Genomic DNA, 19416 nt, shown 5'->3' on the forward strand with positions numbered 1-19416 from the left:
AGAGCACCCCGCCATGGCACTCTGGCTCGCTGAAGCCTCGGGCTTGCTGCCGCGCATCCAAGCCCAATTGCAGGCCCGGCAGGCCCATCCTGCCCGTACCCTGGTGCTGCTGCCGTATGCCCAGCTGTTGCCGCTGGCCAGCCGGCTCTGGGCGCGCCTTTATCCTGATGGTTTCTCGCCCCGTTTTGAGACCACCCAGAACTGGGTTACCGCCCTGGGGGGCCGGACGCTGGACGCGCAGGATATCAGCATGGACCCCGCTGTGGACATCCTGACGGCCCAGGCCTTGCTGGCGGGCAGTGGGGCCCAGGGGCAGGAGTCCCTGGCGCCGCTGCTGGTGCAGGCCGCTTACCAACTGGCACCACTGGCCGCGGCCGCCGGGCCCACGCAACGCGCCGCCTGGGCGCAGAGCGCGCGGCAGCATGCGGGCCTGGGCATGGACAGCCAGGCTCTGGCTTGGGAGGCGCGTGTGGCGCGCTTGGCGGTGGAGTGGGCGGCCGTCTCGTCTTACACCAGCGACGCCCTGTTCGACCCCCTATGGCACGGAACGCTGGACTGCCTGGTGCTGGTGCAGGGGGCCAACCAGGATTCCTTGCCAGCGGGGCTGGCCCCGGTCTGGGTTGACAAACTGGTCTGCCTGCCCCTAGCTGAATCTGGCGTGGCGGCACCGCCAGCCCTGAGTGCAGCCCTGGCCCTGCATGCCTGTGAGGATGCCGAAGACGAAGCCCAGCGCACGGCCGCTTGTCTGTTGCAGCACATTGCGGCCGACCGTTACCCGGTGGCGTTGGTCAGTGCAGACCGTGCATTGACCCGCCGCGTGCGTGCCGTGTTGGACACGGCTGGGGTCGCAGTGCGGGATGAAAACGGCTGGAAGCTCTCTACCAGCCATGCGGGTGCCAGCGTGATGGCACTGCTGCGTGCGGCGCAATGGAACGCCAGTTGCGATGCCGTGCTGACCGCCTTGAAACAAGCACCAGGCTATCTGGAGGCGTTGGATGCGCTGGAAACTGCGGTGCGCCGTGACCAAGTGCGCGATTGGCGCCACGCTGCGGACAGCCCCGCCGTGCGCACAAGCCCGGCCTTGCTGGCGGCGTGTGCCGAGATCGAGCAGCTGCGCAGTGCCTTGGCCGGACGCAAGCCCCTGGCCGGATGGCTCGCGGCCCTGCAGCAGGTGCTACAAAAGATGGGCTTATGGGCGCAGCTCCAGACTGACGGCGCCGGCAGCAAATTGCTGGCTACTTTGCGGCTCACGCCGGCCGATGCAGCCCAATGGAGCCAACTGCTGGACCAGGCGCTGTGGGCCGGGCAGCGGCTGGACCTGATGGAGTTCACCCGCTGGGTTAACCAAGCGCTGGAGGGGGCGAGTTTTCAGCCCGACTATCCCGACCAGGAACAGGTCGTGATCCTGCCGCTGAGCCAGATGCTGGGGCGGCCCTTTGGGGCGGTGGTGATGGCCGGCTGCGACGAGGTGCGACTCAATCCCTCGCCCGAGCCGGCGGGCGTTTGGACCCCCGCACAGCGCGCGGCTCTGGGCCTGCCCGCGCGCGAGGCGCTGGAGGTCCAGCTGCGCCAGGTCTGGCGCCATGCGCTGGCCAGCCCGGCTTGCGACGTGCTTTGGCGCACCAGTGACGACACAGGCGAAGCCCTGCAGCCCAGCGCGCTGGTGCAGCAGCTGCGCTTGGAGCTGGGGGGGGAGCAGAGTGCGGCCGATCCGCGTGGCATCCGCAGCGTCACGCCACAGCCCTGCCTGCCGCCCCAGCCCACCGGCCCCGCGCTGGCGGTAGACACGCTGTCGGCCAGCGCCTACGAAGACCTCCGCCACTGTCCCTATCGCTTTTTTGCCCAGCGCATGCTGGACCTGCGGGCAGTGGACGAGCTGGATGCCGAGGTGGGCAAGCGCGACTTTGGCCTCTGGCTGCACGCAGTGCTGGAGCAATTTCATGCCCAGTTGGCCGCCCAGCCGGTGGCCGATGCCGCTTCACACCAGGCTTTGCTGGATGCGACGGCACAGCAGGTCACGGCGGACATGGCATTGCCTGAGGGCGAGTTCCTGCCCTTTGCCGCCGCCTGGCCTGCGGTGCGCGATGGCTATCTGGGTTGGCTGGCCGACCACGAGGCCACGGGTGCCGTGTTTGCCAGCGGTGAGACCCCGCAGCGTCAGGCGCTGGGCCAAGTAACGTTGGTCGGGCGGATCGACCGAACCGACCGTTTCGCGGATGGCAGCGTGATGTTGCTGGACTACAAAACCGAACCCTCGGGCACGACGCGCGACCGCACACGCGACCCGATGGAGGACACCCAAATCGCCTTCTATGCCGCGCTGCTGCCGCAGGACACCCTGCGCGCTGCGTATGTGAATGTGGGGGAGCGCGATGGCAGCACCACCTTCGAACAAACCGAGGTGGTGGCCGCGCGGGACGCGCTCATTGAGGGCCTGCAGCACGACCTGCAGCGCATTACTGCCGGTGCACCTCTGCCCGCGTTGGGCGAGGGCACGGTATGTGACTTCTGCCAGGTGCGTGGCCTGTGCCGCAAAGACTTTTGGGAGGCTGCATGAGCACAGTGCGACACGCGGCCTATGAGCACAACGGCCGCCTGGTCGACGCCCCGCGTTTTTATGAGATTGCCTGCGACCCGCGGCGCAGCGTGGTGGTGGAGGCCTGTGCCGGTGCGGGCAAGACCTGGATGCTGGTTTCGCGCATGCTGCGCGCCCTGCTGGAAGGCACACGGCCGCATGAGATTTTGGCCATCACCTTCACCAAAAAGGCAGCCGGTGAAATGCGCCAGCGCCTGCAGGAGTGGCTGCGCGAATTCGCCCACCTGGACGATGCTCGCTTGCAGCAGGAGTTGCAGATGCGCGGTGTGCGGCAGGCGGTGGATGCGGCCCAGCTGCAGACCCTGCGTGGCCTGCACGCGCAGCTGCTGGCCGGTGGCCGGCCGGTGCAGATACGCACCTTCCACAGCTGGTTTGCCGCGCTGCTGGGCAGTGCGCCCTTGGGCGTGTTGCACCAGCTGGGGCTGCCCACGCAGTACGAGCTGCTGGAGAACGATGCGGTAGCCGTGGCCCAGGTGTGGCGGCGTTTTCAGACCCGCGTGGCCGGCGATGCGGCAGCACTGGCCGACTACCAGGACGCCGTGCGCCTGTATGGTCGCCACCAGACCCACAAGGCGCTGGAGGCCGCCCTCAACAAGCGCACCGAGTTTGACCTGGCCGATGCGCAGGGTGTGGTGGACGCCTCGGTGCAGCACTTCACCGCACAGTTTCCGGCTTTTGCCGGCTTGCACACACCACAGGAGCGCCTGGCCCAGCCTTCTGTACAAACCTTGCTGTGGGACAGCGCCCGCGCGCTGGGCCAGTGCAGCGGCAAGACCTGCCTGACGGCTGCCAGTGCGCTGGAACGTGCGCTGAGCGATGCGCACTGGCCCGGCGTGGTGGAAGCGCTGTTCACCAAGACCGGTGGCCCGCGCAAACTCACTGACAAGCTGGTAGACCTGACGAACGTGCAGGCCGCGCAGGCGCTGCTGCAAGAGGTGCAGCAAGCCCAGCTGCAGGACCAAGCCTGGCAGCACCAGCAGCGCATGGCCCGGCTGGCGCGTGGCCTGGTGCAGGACTACGCGGCCCTCAAGCGCGAGCGTGGCTGGCTGGACATGGGCGATCTGGAGCGCACAGCGCTGGTGCTGCTGTCCGACCCCGAGCTCAGCGGTTGGGTGCAGGAGCGGCTGGATGCGCGTGTGCGGCACCTGCTGATTGACGAGTTTCAAGATACCAACCCGCTGCAGTGGCAGGCGCTGCACAGCTGGCTGTCGTCTTACGCCGGGGCTGGCAATGCGCCCAGTGTGTTCATCGTGGGCGACCCCAAACAAAGCATTTACCGCTTCCGCCGGGCTGAGCCGCAGGTGTTCCGTGCGGCCAAGGCGTTTGTGGCGCAGGGCCTGGGCGGCGACCAGCTGAGCTGTGACCACACACGGCGCAACGCGCCCGAAATCATTGCGCTGGTGAACCAGACCATGGGCCAGGCGCAGGACGAGGGGACCTACCAGGACTTCCGCCCGCACAGCACCGCGTCGGGCAAGACTGGCCAAGTGTTCAAGCTGCCACGTATTGAGCGCGAAGCCAAGCCCGACAAGGAGGCGCTGCCAACCGAAGCCGTGTGGCGCGACTCACTGACCGTGCCCCGCCACGAGGCTGAGGACACCCGCAAGACGCTGGAATGCCGCCAGGCTGCGCAGTGGCTGGCCGCGCAGATGGCCGCCGGGCAGACCCAGGCCAAAGACGTGATGGTGCTGGCGCGCAAGCGTGAGCGCTTGACCTTGATGGAACAGGAGCTGTCAGCGCTGGGCATTCCTGCGCAGCAGCCCGAGAAGGCCGAGCTCGGTGAGTTTGCCGAGGTGCAGGACCTGGTGGCGCTGCTCGATGTGCTGGTCTCGCCACGCCACGACCTGGCGCTGGCCCGGGTGCTCAAGTCGCCGGTGTTTGGTGCGTCCGACAACGACCTGGTAGCCCTGGTGCTGCGCCTGCGCGCGTTGCGGGCTGCCACGCGTGACGAGGCCGGCCAGACAGAGGCGGTGAGCTGGTGGCAGGCGCTGCATGCCAGCGCTGCGGACGCGCTCCCCCCCATTTTGTCCAATGCCAGCGCCACGCTGCTGCGCTGGCAGCAGTGGGTGGCGCAGCTGCCACCGCACGATGCGCTGAGTGCGATGTACGACGATGGGGATGTGCTGGCCCGCTACGCGGCCGCCAGCCCCGCCGTGCAGCGCGAGCGGGTGCTGGCCAATGTGCGGGCCTTGCTGAACGCAGCGCTGCAGGTGGACGGTGGGCGCTACACCACGGCCTACGGCCTGGTGCGCGCGCTGCGGGCGGGGGGCAACCCCGCGCCCGTGCGTGCCAACGCCCATGCGGTGCGCCTGCTGACCATCCACGGTGCCAAGGGGCTGGAGGCGCCGCTGGTGCTGATGCTGGACACCGATGGCGAGGCCGGCAAGACCGAGACCATGGGCGTGCTGGTGGACTGGCCCGGCGAAGACCCGCACCCACGGCGCTTCGTGTTTCTGGCCAGTGAATCGCGCCCGCCCGCCTGTGTGGTGGGCGCGCTGGCGCACGAGCAGGCCGAGCGCAGCCGCGAGGAGCTCAATGCGCTCTACGTCGCGCTCACGCGCACGCAGCAAACGCTGGTCATCTCCAGCCTGGCACCGCACCGCGAACATGCGGGCAGTTGGTGGCGCCGGTTGGAAGGCCAGGCGCAGGATGCGCCGCGCGCTGAGGCCAGCTTTGCGCTGCCGCAGCAGGCCGCCATGGCCGAGGTGCAGGCCCCGTATGTGCTGAAAATAGTGCCAAAACTGCCTCTGGACCCCGTCAATACTGCGCGATCAGCTCCTGAAAAGATAGCGAGTTCGGTGTCTGAAAACGGTGAGGAGACTCTGGAGTCCCGCCTGGGTCAGGCGCTGCACCGCCTGCTGGAGTGGGTGCCCGCCGTGGCTGGTGGTCATGCCCAAGAGTCCTACACTTGGAGCCCCGTGGCCCTGGCCCGGGTAGCCAAAGCGTTTGCCCTGGAAACCGCGCAGGCCCAGACCGCAGCACAGATGGCCCAGGCCATCTTGCAAGGCGAGGGCGCCTGGTTGTGGGACAGCACCCAACTGGCCTGGCACGCCAACGAAGTGCCCATCACCCAGCGCGGCCGTCTGCTGCGCATGGACCGGCTGGTGCAGCAGCGCAATGGCACCTGGTGGGTGCTGGATTACAAATCGAATGCACAACCGCAGCTGGATGCGGCTCTGTGTGCCCAGCTGCTGGGCTACCGAGAGGCGGTGGCCCTGGCCAACCCCGGGCAGGCCGTACGTGCCGCTTTTTTAACGCCGCAAGGCCAACTGATTGAATTGACGCCCGCATGAGTTCTGAACTTTCTCCGTCCGCCGCCTCTGTGCCTACCTCCGGCGAGGTCCGCCGTGTGGATGTGGCCATCGTGGGCGGTGGCCCGGCCGGGCTCATGGCCGCCCAGCAACTGGCCGAGGCCGGTGTGGCCGCGCACCTGTTTGACGCGATGCCCAGCATTGGCCGCAAATTCCTGCTAGCGGGCAAGGGCGGGCTTAACCTCACCCACTCTGACTCTGCCGACCGGTTTGCCGAACGTTATGGCGCACGCCGTGGTGCCATCGAGGCCCTGCTGCAGGGGCTGGACAGCACGGCTCTGCGCGCCTGGGCCCAGGGGCTGGGCATTGAGACCTTTGTGGGCTCGTCAGGCCGGGTGTTCCCCAAGGACATGAAGGCCGCGCCACTGCTGCGCGCGTGGCTACAGCGTCTGCGCAACCCCACGGCGCCCGGTGTGGGCGTGCAGTTCCATATGCGCCATCGCTGGACCGGTTGGGGCGACGCTGCTGCGGATAGCGCCGGCATCGTGTTGCGCTTTGACACGCCCACCGGCCCCCAAGAGGTGCAGGCGCGTGCGGTGGTGCTGGCGCTGGGCGGTGGCAGCTGGGCACGACTGGGGTCCAACGGGGCCTGGGTACCGCTCTTGGCCCAGCGCGGCGTGGCGGTGGCGCCGCTGCTGCCGGCCAACTGTGGTTTTGACGTGCAGGGCGGCTGGAGCCCGTTTTTTGCCGACAAGTTTGCCGGTCAGCCCTTCAAGTCGGTGGCCATAGGCGTCAGCACGGCACAGGGCCAGAGCTTTCAGCGCAAGGGCGAGTTTGTGGCCACCGCCACTGGGGTGGAAGGCAGCCTGGTCTACGCCGCGTCCAGCCTGTTGCGCGATGACATCATTCGCCATGGCAGCGCCACGTTCACGTTGGACCTGCTGCCCGATGTGCCGGCCGAGAAAGTGCTGGCCGAGGTGCTGCATCCGCGTGGCAGCCGGTCGCTGTCCAGCCACCTGAAGAGCCGCTTGCACCTGGAGGGAATCAAGTCCGCCATCCTCCACGAGCGCCTGTCTAAAGAAGCGATGAACGACCCGGCGCAGTTGGCTGCGGCCATCAAGGCACTGCCCATCACGCTGCAGGCCACCCGCCCGATCGACGAAGCCATCAGCACCGCCGGTGGTGTGTTGTTTGAGGTGCTCACGCCCCAGTTGATGATGGAGCAGCTGCCCGGTGTGTTCTGCGCTGGCGAGATGCTGGACTGGGAAGCCCCTACAGGCGGCTACCTGCTGCAGGCCTGCTTTGCCAGCGGTGCAGCGGCGGGGCAGGGCGCCGTGGCCTACCTGCGCCGCGATGGCTAATTTTTAACGTTTTTAGCCTATAGCCCCCGTGGATACTGCGCGAACAGCTCCTGAAATAATAGCGTTTAGGTGCTCTGCGGTGCATTGAGGCGGGGTGCCGCAGCGCGCACGCAGTTGCGGCCATGGTGTTTGGCTTCGTACAGAGCCTTGTCGGCGTCCGCCACCAGTGTGGCGGCCGTTGTCAGGCTGGCGGGGATGGCGCTGGCCACGCCAAAGCTGGCGGTGATGCGCAGGTGCTTGCCCTCAATGGGGATTTCCAGGGTGGCGATCTCTGCGCGCAGGTCCTCGGCCACGTCCAGCGCATCACCCAGCGTGCTGTTGATCAGCAGGACCACAAACTCCTCACCGCCGTAGCGGGCCAGTACATCCCCTGCGCGCAGTACTTTGCTGCGCAGAAAGTCGGCCAAGTAGCGCAGGCAGGCATCACCCGCCGGATGGCCCCAGCTGTCGTTGATAGATTTGAAGTGGTCGATGTCAAACATCAGCAGGGCCAAGGGTTGTTTTTGGCGGCTGGCGCGTTTGTGTTCCGTCTGCAGTGCATGGTCAAAGTAGGCCCGGTTGCCGACCTGGGTCAGGGCATCGGTATTGGAGAGGCGCTGCAGCTGTGCATTCACGGTTTGCAGTTTTTCCAGCGCATCGTGCAATTCGTTGGTGCGTTCCTGCACGCGGCTTTCCAGCTCCCGATTGGCTTGTGCGGTGGACTCGATCAGAGCTTTCTGCGAGGCGCGGGCTTTTTGTGCGTGGGCCAGGGCCACGGCCTGGGCGTTGATGCGCAGGCTGCGGTCGGTGTTGATGCGGTCGGCCAGCGTGAAGGACAGCAACAGCACCAGCAGCAACACGCCGATTTGGGACGCGTTGTCGGTCCAGAAGTTGGACGGTAGCAAGCCGAACTTGCCAATCGTCAACACGCTCACCCCCACAAACACGGAGGTCCAGGACAGACAGTAAAACCGCGCAAAACGTGCCCCGGTCCACCAGCGCCAGTAGCCACACCCCAGGGCGACCACCGAGACCACCAGAATCATGGCCGACGTCGCGCGGATGATGAGGGGGTAAGGCAGGACAAAAGCCCCGACAAACAACAGAATACTGATGCTGGTGAGTGCCAGAACGCCATAGTGCGCAGCGCGTGAGAAGCGCCGCAATTTGAGGAAACTGTCGGCAAACAGGCTGGCGGACACGCAGGCCGATGCAATGAAGACTGGCACGGCGATGCTGTTCCAGCGGATCTCATTGGGCCAGAGGTAGGCAAAGCTGTAGCCCCACAGCGTGCTCCAGAACATCAGGTAGCTGATCACGAAGGCGATGTAGTAGAGGTAGTTGATGTCGCGCGTGGAGAGGTAGATGAACAGGTTGTAGACGATCATCACTACCAGCATGCCCAGCACTGCACCATCCAGCAGGTGCTCTCTGGCGGCAGCGGTGTAAAAGGTGGCGGGTTCCCACAGGCGCAACGGTGCCTCGACGGTGCCACTGGAGGCCATGCGCAGGTAAAGCTGGTGCACGCCGGGTGGCAGGGTGAGTGGCATCACCAGGTTCTGGTGCTGGACCACGCGCTGGGCAAAGGGCTGTTCGTCGCCCAGGGCGTATTTGGCAAGTACCTTGCCCTCTTGCAGGTGAAACAGACGCACGTCGTCGATGAAGGCGCGTGGCAGTTCCAGCAGGCGTTGCTGGGTTTTGCCAGTGCGGTTGTCTAGCGCAAAGCGAAACCAATAGGCCTTGTTGGTGAAGCCAAAGTTGGGGCTGGTGCGGTCCATGCCGACCCAGGTTTGCAGCGGCCCACTGGCCTGCTCCAGGGACAGCTTGCGCTCCGCGTCCTCAAGATAGGCCAGATGGCTGCTCAGCTCGATGCGGCTGGGCGTGGTGTCCGTGAGGGTAAGGATGGGGAAATCAGGGTGCGGATCTGGTGCCTGGGCCCAGGCGGCCATCGCTGCGCTGCACGTCAGCAGCACTACACCAACCCAACGGGACAACACGCTGAGAGTCATTCCCGGAAATCCTCAGGGGTGGCAAGGCATGGAATGGGGGTTGACGAGCCTGACCCCGGCACTGGCTCCACAGTTAGGGCTGCTTGGTTCCCCACCTGACCCGGTTGGCCGCTTCACCATGCGGGAAGGCCCGTCAAAGCGCATTGTACCCAAAGCGCAGGCTGCTTTCGGGGCTGTCAGAGCAGGTTGGGCTGGGTGTTGGTATCCGAGGTGAAGCGGTAGCCATTGCGCCCCCCCGCTTTGGTGCGGTACATGGCCCGATCGGCGTTGTTGATCACCTCTTCGGCGGTGCTGCCGTCGTCCGGGAACTGGCTGATACCGATGCTGAACTCCACGCACAGGGTGTGGCCTTCAAAGACCATCGGTGCTTTGAGGGCTGCCAGCAGCTTCTCGGTGAAGGCGGCAATCAGGTTGCGTTCCGAGAAGTTGTCGATCATCACCACAAACTCGTCCCCACCCAGCCGTGCCACCGTGTCCACCTTGCGGGTGTGGCTGGCCAGGCGCCGGGCCACAGTTTTGAGCACGGCGTCACCGGCAGCATGGCCCAGGCTGTCGTTGAAGTTCTTGAAGTTGTCCACGTCGATGAAGAGCAGGGCAAAGCCTTCTTCGGTGCGTTCGGCCCTTGCAATCGCCTGGGCCAGCCGGTCCATGAACATGCGCCGGTTGGGCAGCTCGGTCAGCATGTCGTGCTGGGCCAAGTGTTCCAGTTCTTCACGGCTGTCCTGCAGGTCGTCCATTTGTTTGCGGATTTGGCCTTGCATACGGGCAAAGCTGCGCGCCAGGGTGCCTATTTCATCGCTGCGCTCCACAGGCAAAGGCAGGACTTTGTTGTCGTTGGAGAAGCGATGCACTGCGGCAATCATGCTGTTGATGGGGCGTGTGAGTGCGCGCGCCACCAAGACAGCCAGCAGCGCGCAGGCCACGCTCACCAAGACCACAATTTGCACAATGGTCTGGCCCAGTTGGTCGGTCTGCTTCAGCACGCCCTCCAGGGGGCGGGCCAGTCCTAGGATCAAGCGTGTCTCCTCACTGTTGGCCAGCACAGGGCGCCCGACAAAGGCCGCGAGCAAGGGGGCGAACGCGTGTGGGCCCTGGTCAGCTTGCAGCAGGATGTTTTCTGCACTTTGGTCTACCAACTTGGCAGCCTCCGCAAACTCATCCTGCACCAACACCCGACGGCCCCTGTCAAACCCGAAGGTCTTGGTGCTGTCAGGGTGGATCAGGTAGTCGCCCTCGTGGTTGGCCAAGTACAGGGCAAAGTCCTCGGGCAGGTCGGCTGACAGCAGGGCAAACATACCGTCCAGGTCCAGGTTGATCACCAGTAGGCCCAGTGCCTTGCCATTCGTATCGCTAACAGGGGTGGCCAGCTGCAGCGTGGGGCGATCCAGACCTGCGTGAGAGCCCTGCTCGTGGTTGATGGCAATGGGCGACAGGTAAGTTTCGCCATAGGCGAGCTTGAGGGTTTCCGACACATAAGCAAAGTGTCCTTTTTCCTGCAGGTCTTCGCCGGTTACTTCCTGCAGTGTGCCGCTGTCGCGGTCCACCCGTACCCGCTCCAGGCCATGGTCACGGGCGCTGATCAGGCGGATCTGCAGGTAGGCCGGATTGGCCGCCATCAGCACTTTGAAGAGGGTGGCCAATTGCGCCTGCGCACCCTCTGCATGGGGCTGCAGCGAGGCCTGCGCAGCTGGATGGGAAGCCAATACCATCAGATTGCGGGACACCTCTTGGCGGGTCAGTGCAATGCGGCGCGACAGGACCTGGGTGGACAGCAACAACTCGTCCTTGGACGACTGCACCAGCAGGCCACGGCTGACATGGAATGCATAAAACCCCGTCAACCCGGCGACGAGCAGGCCCACCAAGGCCAGCACCAAGGTCAAGCGTGCGCTGATCCCGAATCTCATGGCGCCATCACCTTGCTGGCTCGGTCGCCAGACAGAATGCGGCTCCACAGCAAGTTGCGCCGCTCCACATTTTCCACTGGCTCCAGCCAGATCAGTTTGTCCTGGGGCCCCAGGTAAGGCGAGGGCGCGGTTGTGTTGGCCAGGCCCTGGCGGTCCTGCAAGATCTGCCCGGGCACAGCCTCCAGGGTGTAGTTGATCCAAGCCTCGGCAAGCGCTGTGTCTTTGGCGCCGCGGGTGATCACCCAGCAGTCCAGCCAAGCCAACGCTCCTTCCTGCGGAATGGCGTACCCCACGTCCAGCCCGGCCGCTTGCAGTTGCTTGAACTGCTGCGACCCATAGTTGGCGAACAGCAGCGCCGCCTTGCGGCTTTGAAACCACTGCACCGAATCGTCCAGTTGGGTGTAGAAGGTCAGCGCATTGCGCCGCATGGCAATCAGTTGTTGGACTGCAGGCTCCCATTGGGAGGCTTGCAGCGTAAACGGGGTGCGGCTGCCCAAGGCCAGCGCGGCCAGTGCAAAGTTGTGGGCCCCTCCGTTGTAGACAAGCACCTTGCCCTGGTAGCGAGGGTCCCACAGCGCCTGAATGGAGGTGGGGGCGCTCTTGATCTGTTGGCGGTCGTAAATCAGGCCCATTTCAGAATAGGTGTAGGGCATGGCAAATACCTTGCCGCCGTGCACGATGCCTGGAATTTTTTCCAGGGCCTGAAATTGGGGCAGTTGGCGCCGCGTGTTGGTAATGGCCCCGATTTTGAGGGGCACAACCAGCGATTTCTTGATGTAGCGTTGCAGCTCTGCGGTGTTCACCGCAAACACATCAAAGTCGCTGCCCTGGTTTTTGGAGATACGTGACCAGAGAGCCTCGTCCGTATCGATGTAGCTCACCTCTACCTTGGCACCGGTGCGCTGCTCGAAGGTTTTGACCATGTCGGGGTCGGCGTAGCCCGGCCACGCCAGCACCCGCAACACGCCGCTGGCCTGCGCCGCGCTGCTCCATAGGCAGGCCGATAGCGCAAAAGACAGCCATACAAAGCAGCTTCTCAACAAAGTGGACACGTGGGTGGGTAGAGTGGTCTTTGCAGGCTCCCAGTCTAACTGAGAGGGCCCGGGTTGGCGCACTAGAATCGGTGCATGTCTTACCTCGTGCTCGCCCGCAAGTACCGTCCGCGCAACTTCACCGAAATGGTGGGGCAGGACCATGTGGTGCAAGCTCTGACCAATGCGCTGACCACCCAGCGCCTGCACCATGCGTACCTGTTCACTGGTACGCGGGGCGTGGGCAAGACCACGGTATCGCGCATTTTGGCCAAATCGCTCAATTGCCAAGGTGTTGATGGCCATGGCGGAATCACGGCGACCCCCTGTGGGGTCTGCCAAGCATGTTCTGATATTGATAGCGGTCGCTTTGTCGATTACACCGAACTTGATGCCGCGTCGAACCGTGGCGTCGACGAAGTGCAGGCGCTGCTGGAGCAAGCCGTTTACAAGCCCGTGCAGGGGCGCTTCAAGGTTTTCATGATCGACGAGGTGCACATGCTCACCAACACGGCGTTCAACGCCATGTTGAAGACTCTGGAGGAGCCGCCCGAGTACTTGAAATTTGTGCTGGCTACCACCGACCCCCAGAAGGTTCCGGTGACCGTGCTTTCGCGCTGCCTGCAATTCAACTTGCGGCCGATGGCGCCCGAGACCATCCGAGAACACCTGTCCCGGGTGCTGGAGGTGGAGCAGGTTAGTTCCGAGGTGCAGGCCCTGCGCCTGCTAGCCCGGGCGGCCCGTGGCTCCATGCGCGATGCGCTGAGCCTGACCGACCAGGCGATTGCCTTTGGCTCCGGCCAGTTGCAGGAGGCCACGGTACGCCAGATGCTGGGCAGTGTGGATCGCAGCTATGTGTTCCGTCTGATCGAGGCGCTGGCCCTGGGCGACGGCAAAACGGTGGTGGAAACTTCCGAAGCCTTGCGCCACAATGGCCTGAGTGCGGCCTCCACGCTGGAGGAAATGTCCACCGTGCTGCAACGCATGGCGGTGCTTCAGGCCATGGGGGGCACCGCCGGTGGTGGGGATGACAGCGATCCTGAGGCTTCAGATACGGCCCGCCTGGCTGCCCTGTTGCCCGCCGACGAGACGCAGCTGCTCTACAGCATTTGCCTGCACGGTCGTGCCGACCTGGGCCTTGCGCCCGATGAATACGCGGCACTGACCATGGTGCTGCTGCGCCTGCTGGCCTTCAAGCCGCAGACCGGTGTGGCGCCTCTGGCTGAAAAAAAAACTCTAGCTGACGCTGCGCCAGCGCCGCGTCCTGCCCCCGCAGCGCCTGCAGTTGCCGTGGCTGCACCCGTGTCCGTGCCGACAGCCGCGCCTGTGCCGGACCTTGTTAATACTGCGGGTCCATTGCTGCCAGCAGCCCCCGTGTCACCGTCGCTTGCGCCTGCCGCTGTGGCGCGTTCCCAGGTCGTTCAGCCCTGGGAAGACGCGCCTGAAGCCCCTGCAGCTGTGGTTGCCCAGGACCGTGCGGGCATTCCCCCGGGGCAGGTGCTCCCCGTGCGCGACAGTGGTTCGGATGATGAGGAGCCTGCTGACCTGTATGAGGATCAAAATGAGCCTCTAGCCCCCGTCCCACCTGCGCAAGTAGCTACCAAAGTTGTAGCGGTTCCGGTGCGTACCCAGGCCGAGAGCCGATCGGATGTTGTGGCCACACAGGCGCCGCAGGTGCTGGTGCCGACCGAAGAGGGGAATTTTTGGCATGCCACGGTGCAGCAGCTTATCCAGACCGAAGCCATCACGGCCATGGTGCGTGAACTGGCGCTGCAGTCGCAGCTGATTGCGCGCGACACCGACCAGTGGTTGCTGCGCCTGGAGCGCGAGACGCTGAACCAGCCCGGCACCCGTGACCGGCTGACCGCAGCGTTGGCGGCCGCCGGGTTTCCGGTGAAGTTGGCGATTGAGGTGGGGCGGGTGACCGACAACCCCAGCCGACGCAACGCGGCGGCATCGGCCGAGAAGCAACAGGCGGCCGAGAAGATAATCAACGACCACCCGTTTGTGCAATCCATGGTGCGGGACTTTGGCGCGAAAATCGTGCCCGGCTCCATTCGGCCCCTCTGAGGCCCGCACCCCATTTTTCTTTCTTTTACGCAAGGATATCCATGTTCAACAAAGGACAACTCGCCGGCCTGATGAAACAAGCCCAGGCGATGCAGGACAACATGAAGAAAGCTCAGGACGAGCTGGGTACTATCGAAGTGACCGGTGAGTCCGGCGCCGGGCTGGTGAAGGTCACCATGACATGCAAGCACGACGTGAAGCGCATCACCATCGACCCCAGCCTGCTGGCGGACGACAAGGACATGCTGGAGGACTTGGTGGCCGCAGCCTTCAATGCAGCGGTGCGCAAGGCGGAAGAAACATCTGCAGAAAAGATGGGCAAACTCACCGCCGGCATGCCTGGCTTGCCCGGTGGCATGAAGTTTCCCTTCTGAACGCCACTACGCTGCACCACGCTACGTGACCGATACCAATGCCGTAGACGCCCTGGTCCAGGCGCTCAAGCGCCTGCCTGGTGTGGGTGTGAAGTCGGCCCAGCGCATGGCCTTCCATTTGCTGCAGCATGACCGCCCGGGCGCTCAGCTGTTAGCACAAGCCTTGCTGCATGCCAGTACCCAGGTGCGCCACTGCGAGCGCTGCCACACCTTCACCGAGCAGGCGGTGTGCGTTTCCTGTCTGGACCCGCGGCGCGACCACAGCCAGTTGTGTGTGGTGGAGACTCCGGCCGACCAAGCTGCGATGGAGCGCACGGGCGCCTACAAGGGCCTGTACTTCGTGTTGATGGGCAAGCTCAGCCCCTTGGATGGTGTGGGTCCACACGATCTGGGTTTGAAGAAGTTGTTTGAGCGAGCCTGTGACGGTCTGGTGCAGGAAGTGATTTTGGCTACCAACTTCACGGCCGAAGGGGAGGCCACGGCCTATGTGATTGCCGAGGGTCTCAAGGCACGTGGCCTCAAACCCACGCGCCTTGCACGCGGCGTGCCGGTCGGTAGCGAATTGGAATATGTCGATCTGGGCACTATTGCCCACGCGTTGGTGGACCGCCGCTAGCGCGCAGCCCGCTGAGCCTGTTTTTTGAAAGTAGTTTATTCATGCAATACACCCATTTCACCGTGGCTTACTGGTGCGTACTGATTGCCGCGTTGTTACCTATTGCCTGCGCTGGCCTGGCCAAGTCGGGGCGTTTTAATGTGCCGCGCCGCGAGGGCGGTTATGACAATGTGAACCCGCGTGAGTGGCTGGCGCGCCAGACCGATTGGCGTGCCCGCGCCAATGCTGCACAGGCCAATAGCTTTGAGGCGCTGCCGTTTTTTATTGGTGCCGTGATCATTGCCCACCAGTTGGGGGCACACCAAGCACGTCTGGACATCCTGGCCTTTTTGTTCATCGTACTGCGCATGCTCTACATCATGATGTACGTAGCAGGCATGGGAACAGCGCGTTCCGTGGTCTGGAGTCTGGCGCTCGCAAGCAACATCGCCATTTTGCTGATCGGCTACCGCTGATCCGCATGCACAGGCCCGAAGCCTGTGCGACTTAACTGCACAGAGCTTGGGTCCTGCCAGGCTTGCATCCTATTTCTTGGCGACTTTGGTAGACGTGTTGCGTGGCTTGGCAACCACGGTCTTGCCTTTTGCGGGTGTTTTTGTAATCGTGGTTTTGCCACGGGCTTGGGCAGAGCTGGTTTTGCCGCGCGCCTTGGCAGGCAGATACAGCACGATCTGCTGGCCTGCCTTGAAGCCTGCGCTAGCGCTGACCTTGTTCCATTCGGCCACAGAACTCGCATTCACCTTGTATTTGCGTGCCACGCTGGCCACGGTCTCGCCTTTGGCGGCCCGCACGCTAGTGCGGCGCAAGGCCACTTCGGGTGCCAGGGTGAGTTGACCATTGTCTGCGACCCTTTCGGTGACGTCGGCCATGTGTGCGCTACGTGGCACCAGCAGCGTGGAGCCCGCGCGGATCACCACCCGTGCGGGGATGTTGTTGATGCTACGCAAATCACTCTCGGACATACCGACACGTTTGGCTGCGTCGGCCGGGCGCATGGTGGTGGGGGCTACCCAGGCAGTCCAGCTAGCCAGACGGTTGCTGCCATAGGCTTCCAGGTTGGATTGGAACACCTCCGCGTTGTCCCAGGGCAGCAAGATCTGTGGTGTGCCAGCCGCCAGGATCACGGGGCGATTGATGGAGGGGTTGAGGGCCTTGAAATCGGCCAAGTCCACTTCTGCCAGTTTCGCCGCCAGGGTCAAATCAATGTCCCGCTGGATGGTAACGGTCTGGAAATAGGGGTGGTTTTCGATCAGCGGCAACTTGGAGCTGAATTGCGCTGGATTGGAAACAATATTTTTCACCGCCTGCAGCTTGGGCACATAAAACCGAGTTTCCATCGGCATGTTGAGGTCGGCGTAGCCGGTGGGTAGGCCTGCGCGCTTGTTTTTGGCGATCGCGCGGCCCACGCTACCTTCGCCCCAGTTGTAGGCCGCCAGTGCCAAGTGCCAATCGCCAAACATGCCGTAGAGTTTTTGTAGGTAGTCCAGCGCAGCGCGCGTCGAAGCCAGCACATCGCGACGGTCATCGCGGAAGGCGTTTTGCTTGAGTTCGAAATACTTGCCCGTGGCGGGCATGAACTGCCACATCCCGGCCGCCTTGGCGCTGGACACCGCTTGGGGGTTGAACGCGCTCTCAATGAAGGGCAGCAGTGCCAGCTCGGTGGGCATGCCACGCAGTTCCAGCTCTTCAACAATGTGGAACAGGTACTTCTTGGAGCGCTCCGTCATGCGGAAAATATAGTCAGGGCGGCTGCTGTACCACTGCTCGCGGTCACGTACCAGCTCGGTGTCCAAGTTGGGCATGGCGTAGCCACGACGGATGCGTTCCCACAAATCCGCTGGTGGCGCCAGGGCCACCACGGGCCGTGAGGAGAGCGACTGGGCATCGATGTTGCTCAGAGCGGATGTGTTGGGACTGCGCTCCGCTTGCGAGGCTGGTTTGGCCGGTGTTTTACGTTGCAACTCGCGGCTGGTTTGCAGGCTCAGGTTGTCGGCTGGTGCATTCGCCGCAGTGGTCGCCGTTGTCGCCAGGGGCTGTTCTGCACTCCCAGATGGTTGCGGAACACTGGCACATGCCGTGAGCAGAGCAACAGCCAGCAGGCTGGAGATTTTGAGAAAGTTCATCGGTATTCGTTCTTCCAACGCCTTAACGTGGCAAAGGCGCCATCTCGGGCCAGCCCTGCAGCATCGAAATGGTGCAGGGCATCAAGGATGGCGGGCGCAGAACTGCGCAAAAAAGGGTTAATGCGCCGTTCCAAGTCTATCGAAGACGGAAGGGTGGGGAGACCCTGCGCACGCAGGGTCTGGCAATGGGTTTGGTACGCATGCAAGTGGGGGTTGTCTGGATCAACTGCCAAGGCAAACCGCAGGTTGCTGAGGGTGTATTCGTGGGTGCAACATACCTGGGTAGAGGACGGCAGTGCAGCCAAGCGGGCCAAGGAATCCTCCATCTGGGCTGGCGTGCCCTCAAACAGGCGGCCGCAGCCCGCGCTGAACAGCGTGTCACCGCAAAACAGGAGCGGCGCACCCGCGGCGTCCGCACTGTAGAACGCAATATGGCCCGCAGTATGTCCCGGTACGTCCAGTACCTCAAAGCGCAGACCCAGTAAGTCCAGCGTTTGGCCTTGCACCAGCGCTTGGTAGGGCCCGGAGATCGACTCCTTGGCAGGGCCCCAAACCTGCGCTCCCGTGGCCTCACGCAAGGTAGGAATGCCCCCTGTGTGATCGGCATGGTGGTGGGTGACTAGAATGCTGCGCAGTTCAATGCCTTCTCGTTGCAGAGCCTGCAGCACAGGCGCAGCGTCTCCCGGGTCCACCACCAGTGCTTCTCGTCCATCGTGCAACATCCAGACATAGTTGTCTGAAAACGCGGGTAGCGGTATTAACGTCATGAGCGACCAAATTATAGGTTTGCACGATTGGTTTCAGACGCCAGCGGGGCAGTACCTGCTGCGATGGGAGGACGCGCAGCTGGAATCTGCAGTGGCTGACATTTTTGGTTACCACGCTTTGCAGCTCGGGGTGCCACAACTGCACGGCCTGCGTGCCAATCGCATGCCACACCAATGGTTGGGCATGCCAAGTCCCGAGGCTGTGCCAGGCATTGCGGCGCCCTCTACTGCGCTGGTGGCGGACTATGCCGCACTCCCCTTCTCGGCTTGCAGCCTCGATCTGGTTGTCTTGCCCCACACGCTGGAGCTCAGTGCAGATCCACACACCACGTTGCGTGAGGTGGAGCGGGTGTTGGTTCCTGAGGGGCGTGTGGTGATCTGTGGCCTGAATCCTGTGAGTTTGTGGGGTCTTAGGCAGCGCCGGGCCCATGCCTTGCGGCGGCTGGGTGGTGGTGCTCTGTTTTTGCCCGATTGCGGTGAATTTATTGGGTACTGGCGTTTGCGTGATTGGTTGCGCCTGTTGGGCTTTGAAGTGGAAGTAGCGTGTTTTGGATGTTACCGACCCGCCGTAGGCAGTCAGGCATGGCTGGACCGCTGGGCATGGATGGACAGCGCCGGCCCGCGTTGGTGGCCCATCATGGGGGCTGCGTACTTTTTAGTGGCCGTCAAGCGTGTGCGTGGCATGCGCGTTTTGGGGCCTGCATGGAAAACAGCGCCGGCCGGTGCCGGTGCCACAGTGCCAGCCGTGCAACGACGCCACGGAGCGGGCCTTACACAAGAATGAAAGAAGATGGAAAGTGACTCAGAGCATGAATTCAGTGGTGATTTACACCGATGGCGCCTGCAAGGGCAACCCCGGACCCGGTGGTTGGGGCGTATTGCTGCGTTCGTCAGATGGCAGCGAGAAAGAGTTGTTTGGCGGGGAGTTAGGAACCACCAATAACCGCATGGAGATGATGGCGGTGATCCAGGCCTTGGGCGCGCTCAAGCGGCCGTGCAGCGTGGTTTTGCATTTGGATAGTCAGTACGTGCTCAAAGGCATTACAGAATGGCTGGCGGGGTGGAAAGCCAAAGGCTGGAAAACAGCGTCCAAACAACCGGTGAAGAACGTGGACTTGTGGCAGCAGCTGGACGCGTTGGTCAGCACGGCTGGTCACACCATTGATTGGCGCTGGGTCAAAGGGCATGCCGGTGACCCCGGCAATGAGCGTGCCGACGCCTTGGCCAACCAAGGCGTGGACAAGGCGCTGGGCCGACGCTAGCCCGACTGCGTGAATGCCAGTACGCGGGCACGGGGCTTGCATTGATGCGGGTCGGGTGTCACGCCCAGGC

14 protein-coding genes and 1 other RNA gene are annotated in these 19416 nt (G+C 63.7%); 9 read left to right on the forward strand and 6 right to left on the reverse strand.

What is annotated here, in order from left to right; all coding sequences use genetic code 11:
- Positions 1 to 13 precede the first annotated feature (13 nt).
- The 3 genes from CHU94_RS07815 to CHU94_RS07825 are packed head-to-tail and all read left to right on the forward strand — an operon-like array spanning position 14 to position 7208.
- Entirely contained in the window at positions 14 to 2557 is a 2544-nt protein-coding gene (locus tag CHU94_RS07815; protein ID WP_094479322.1) for a PD-(D/E)XK nuclease family protein, read from the forward strand.
- Positions 2554 to 5889, forward strand: coding sequence for an exodeoxyribonuclease V subunit beta (locus CHU94_RS07820; RefSeq protein ID WP_176451953.1), 3336 nt, complete (start codon positions 2554 to 2556; stop codon positions 5887 to 5889). Before CHU94_RS07815 ends, CHU94_RS07820 begins: the two co-directional genes overlap by 4 nt.
- Positions 5886 to 7208, forward strand: coding sequence for a TIGR03862 family flavoprotein (locus CHU94_RS07825; protein WP_094478455.1), 1323 nt, complete (start codon positions 5886 to 5888; stop codon positions 7206 to 7208). Before CHU94_RS07820 ends, CHU94_RS07825 begins: the two co-directional genes overlap by 4 nt.
- A 65-nt stretch (positions 7209 to 7273) precedes the next feature.
- Here the strand turns inward: CHU94_RS07825 and CHU94_RS07830 are convergent, their stop codons facing one another.
- The 4 genes from CHU94_RS07830 to CHU94_RS07845 form a co-directional block, all read right to left on the reverse strand.
- Positions 7274 to 9196, reverse strand: coding sequence for a diguanylate cyclase (locus CHU94_RS07830; protein ID WP_094478457.1), 1923 nt, complete (start codon positions 9194 to 9196; stop codon positions 7274 to 7276).
- Between the two features lie 39 nt (positions 9197 to 9235).
- Positions 9236 to 9331: signal recognition particle sRNA small type (gene ffs, locus CHU94_RS07835), an RNA gene on the reverse strand.
- A 41-nt stretch (positions 9332 to 9372) separates the two neighbouring features.
- Positions 9373 to 11103: a GGDEF domain-containing protein gene (locus CHU94_RS07840; protein WP_094478459.1), complete on the reverse strand. Its 1731-nt coding sequence runs from the start codon at positions 11101 to 11103 to the stop codon at positions 9373 to 9375.
- Positions 11100 to 12155, reverse strand: a complete 1056-nt coding sequence (locus CHU94_RS07845) for an extracellular solute-binding protein (protein WP_176451954.1) — start codon at positions 12153 to 12155, stop codon at positions 11100 to 11102. The genes CHU94_RS07840 and CHU94_RS07845 overlap by 4 nt, the downstream gene beginning before the upstream one ends.
- Positions 12156 to 12230: 75 nt before the next feature.
- Here CHU94_RS07845 and dnaX point away from each other — a divergent pair, with 75 nt between their 5' ends.
- From dnaX to CHU94_RS07865, 4 genes are read left to right on the forward strand one after another with little or no spacing between them, the layout of a single operon-like run.
- The gene (dnaX, locus tag CHU94_RS07850) at positions 12231 to 14204 is read left to right on the forward strand and encodes a DNA polymerase III subunit gamma/tau (RefSeq protein WP_094478463.1); all 1974 of its coding nucleotides are present in this window, start codon (positions 12231 to 12233) and stop codon (positions 14202 to 14204) included.
- Between the two features lie 41 nt (positions 14205 to 14245).
- Positions 14246 to 14578 (forward strand): YbaB/EbfC family nucleoid-associated protein, encoded by a 333-nt coding sequence (locus tag CHU94_RS07855; RefSeq protein WP_094478465.1) that lies wholly within the window; start codon positions 14246 to 14248, stop codon positions 14576 to 14578.
- A 25-nt stretch (positions 14579 to 14603) separates the two neighbouring features.
- Positions 14604 to 15194, forward strand: a complete 591-nt coding sequence (gene recR, locus CHU94_RS07860; RefSeq protein ID WP_094478467.1) for a recombination mediator RecR — start codon at positions 14604 to 14606, stop codon at positions 15192 to 15194.
- Positions 15195 to 15235: 41 nt separating this feature from the next.
- On the forward strand, positions 15236 to 15649 hold the full coding sequence (locus CHU94_RS07865; protein ID WP_094478469.1) for an MAPEG family protein: 414 nt from the start codon (positions 15236 to 15238) through the stop codon (positions 15647 to 15649).
- A gap of 69 nt (positions 15650 to 15718) precedes the next feature.
- Here the strand turns inward: CHU94_RS07865 and CHU94_RS07870 are convergent, their stop codons facing one another.
- On the reverse strand, positions 15719 to 17317 hold the full coding sequence (locus tag CHU94_RS07870) for a transglycosylase SLT domain-containing protein (protein ID WP_094478471.1): 1599 nt from the start codon (positions 17315 to 17317) through the stop codon (positions 15719 to 15721).
- Positions 17314 to 18084, reverse strand: a complete 771-nt coding sequence (gene gloB, locus CHU94_RS07875; RefSeq protein ID WP_094478473.1) for a hydroxyacylglutathione hydrolase — start codon at positions 18082 to 18084, stop codon at positions 17314 to 17316. The genes CHU94_RS07870 and gloB overlap by 4 nt, the downstream gene beginning before the upstream one ends.
- On the opposite strand from gloB, the gene CHU94_RS07880 reads away from it, so the two are divergent.
- Both CHU94_RS07880 and rnhA read left to right on the forward strand, forming a co-directional pair.
- Positions 18083 to 18868 carry a class I SAM-dependent methyltransferase gene (locus CHU94_RS07880; protein ID WP_176451955.1) on the forward strand — a complete coding sequence of 262 codons (786 nt, stop codon included), beginning with the start codon at positions 18083 to 18085 and terminating at the stop codon, positions 18866 to 18868. The two genes, gloB and CHU94_RS07880, sit on opposite strands and share 2 nt — an antisense overlap.
- A 25-nt stretch (positions 18869 to 18893) precedes the next feature.
- Positions 18894 to 19346, forward strand: coding sequence for a ribonuclease HI (gene rnhA / locus CHU94_RS07885; protein ID WP_094478475.1), 453 nt, complete (start codon positions 18894 to 18896; stop codon positions 19344 to 19346).
- The last annotated feature ends 70 nt before the right edge of the window (positions 19347 to 19416 follow it).

This window comes from Rhodoferax sp. TH121, assembly GCF_002251855.1.
Taxonomy (GTDB): domain Bacteria; phylum Pseudomonadota; class Gammaproteobacteria; order Burkholderiales; family Burkholderiaceae_C; genus Allorhodoferax.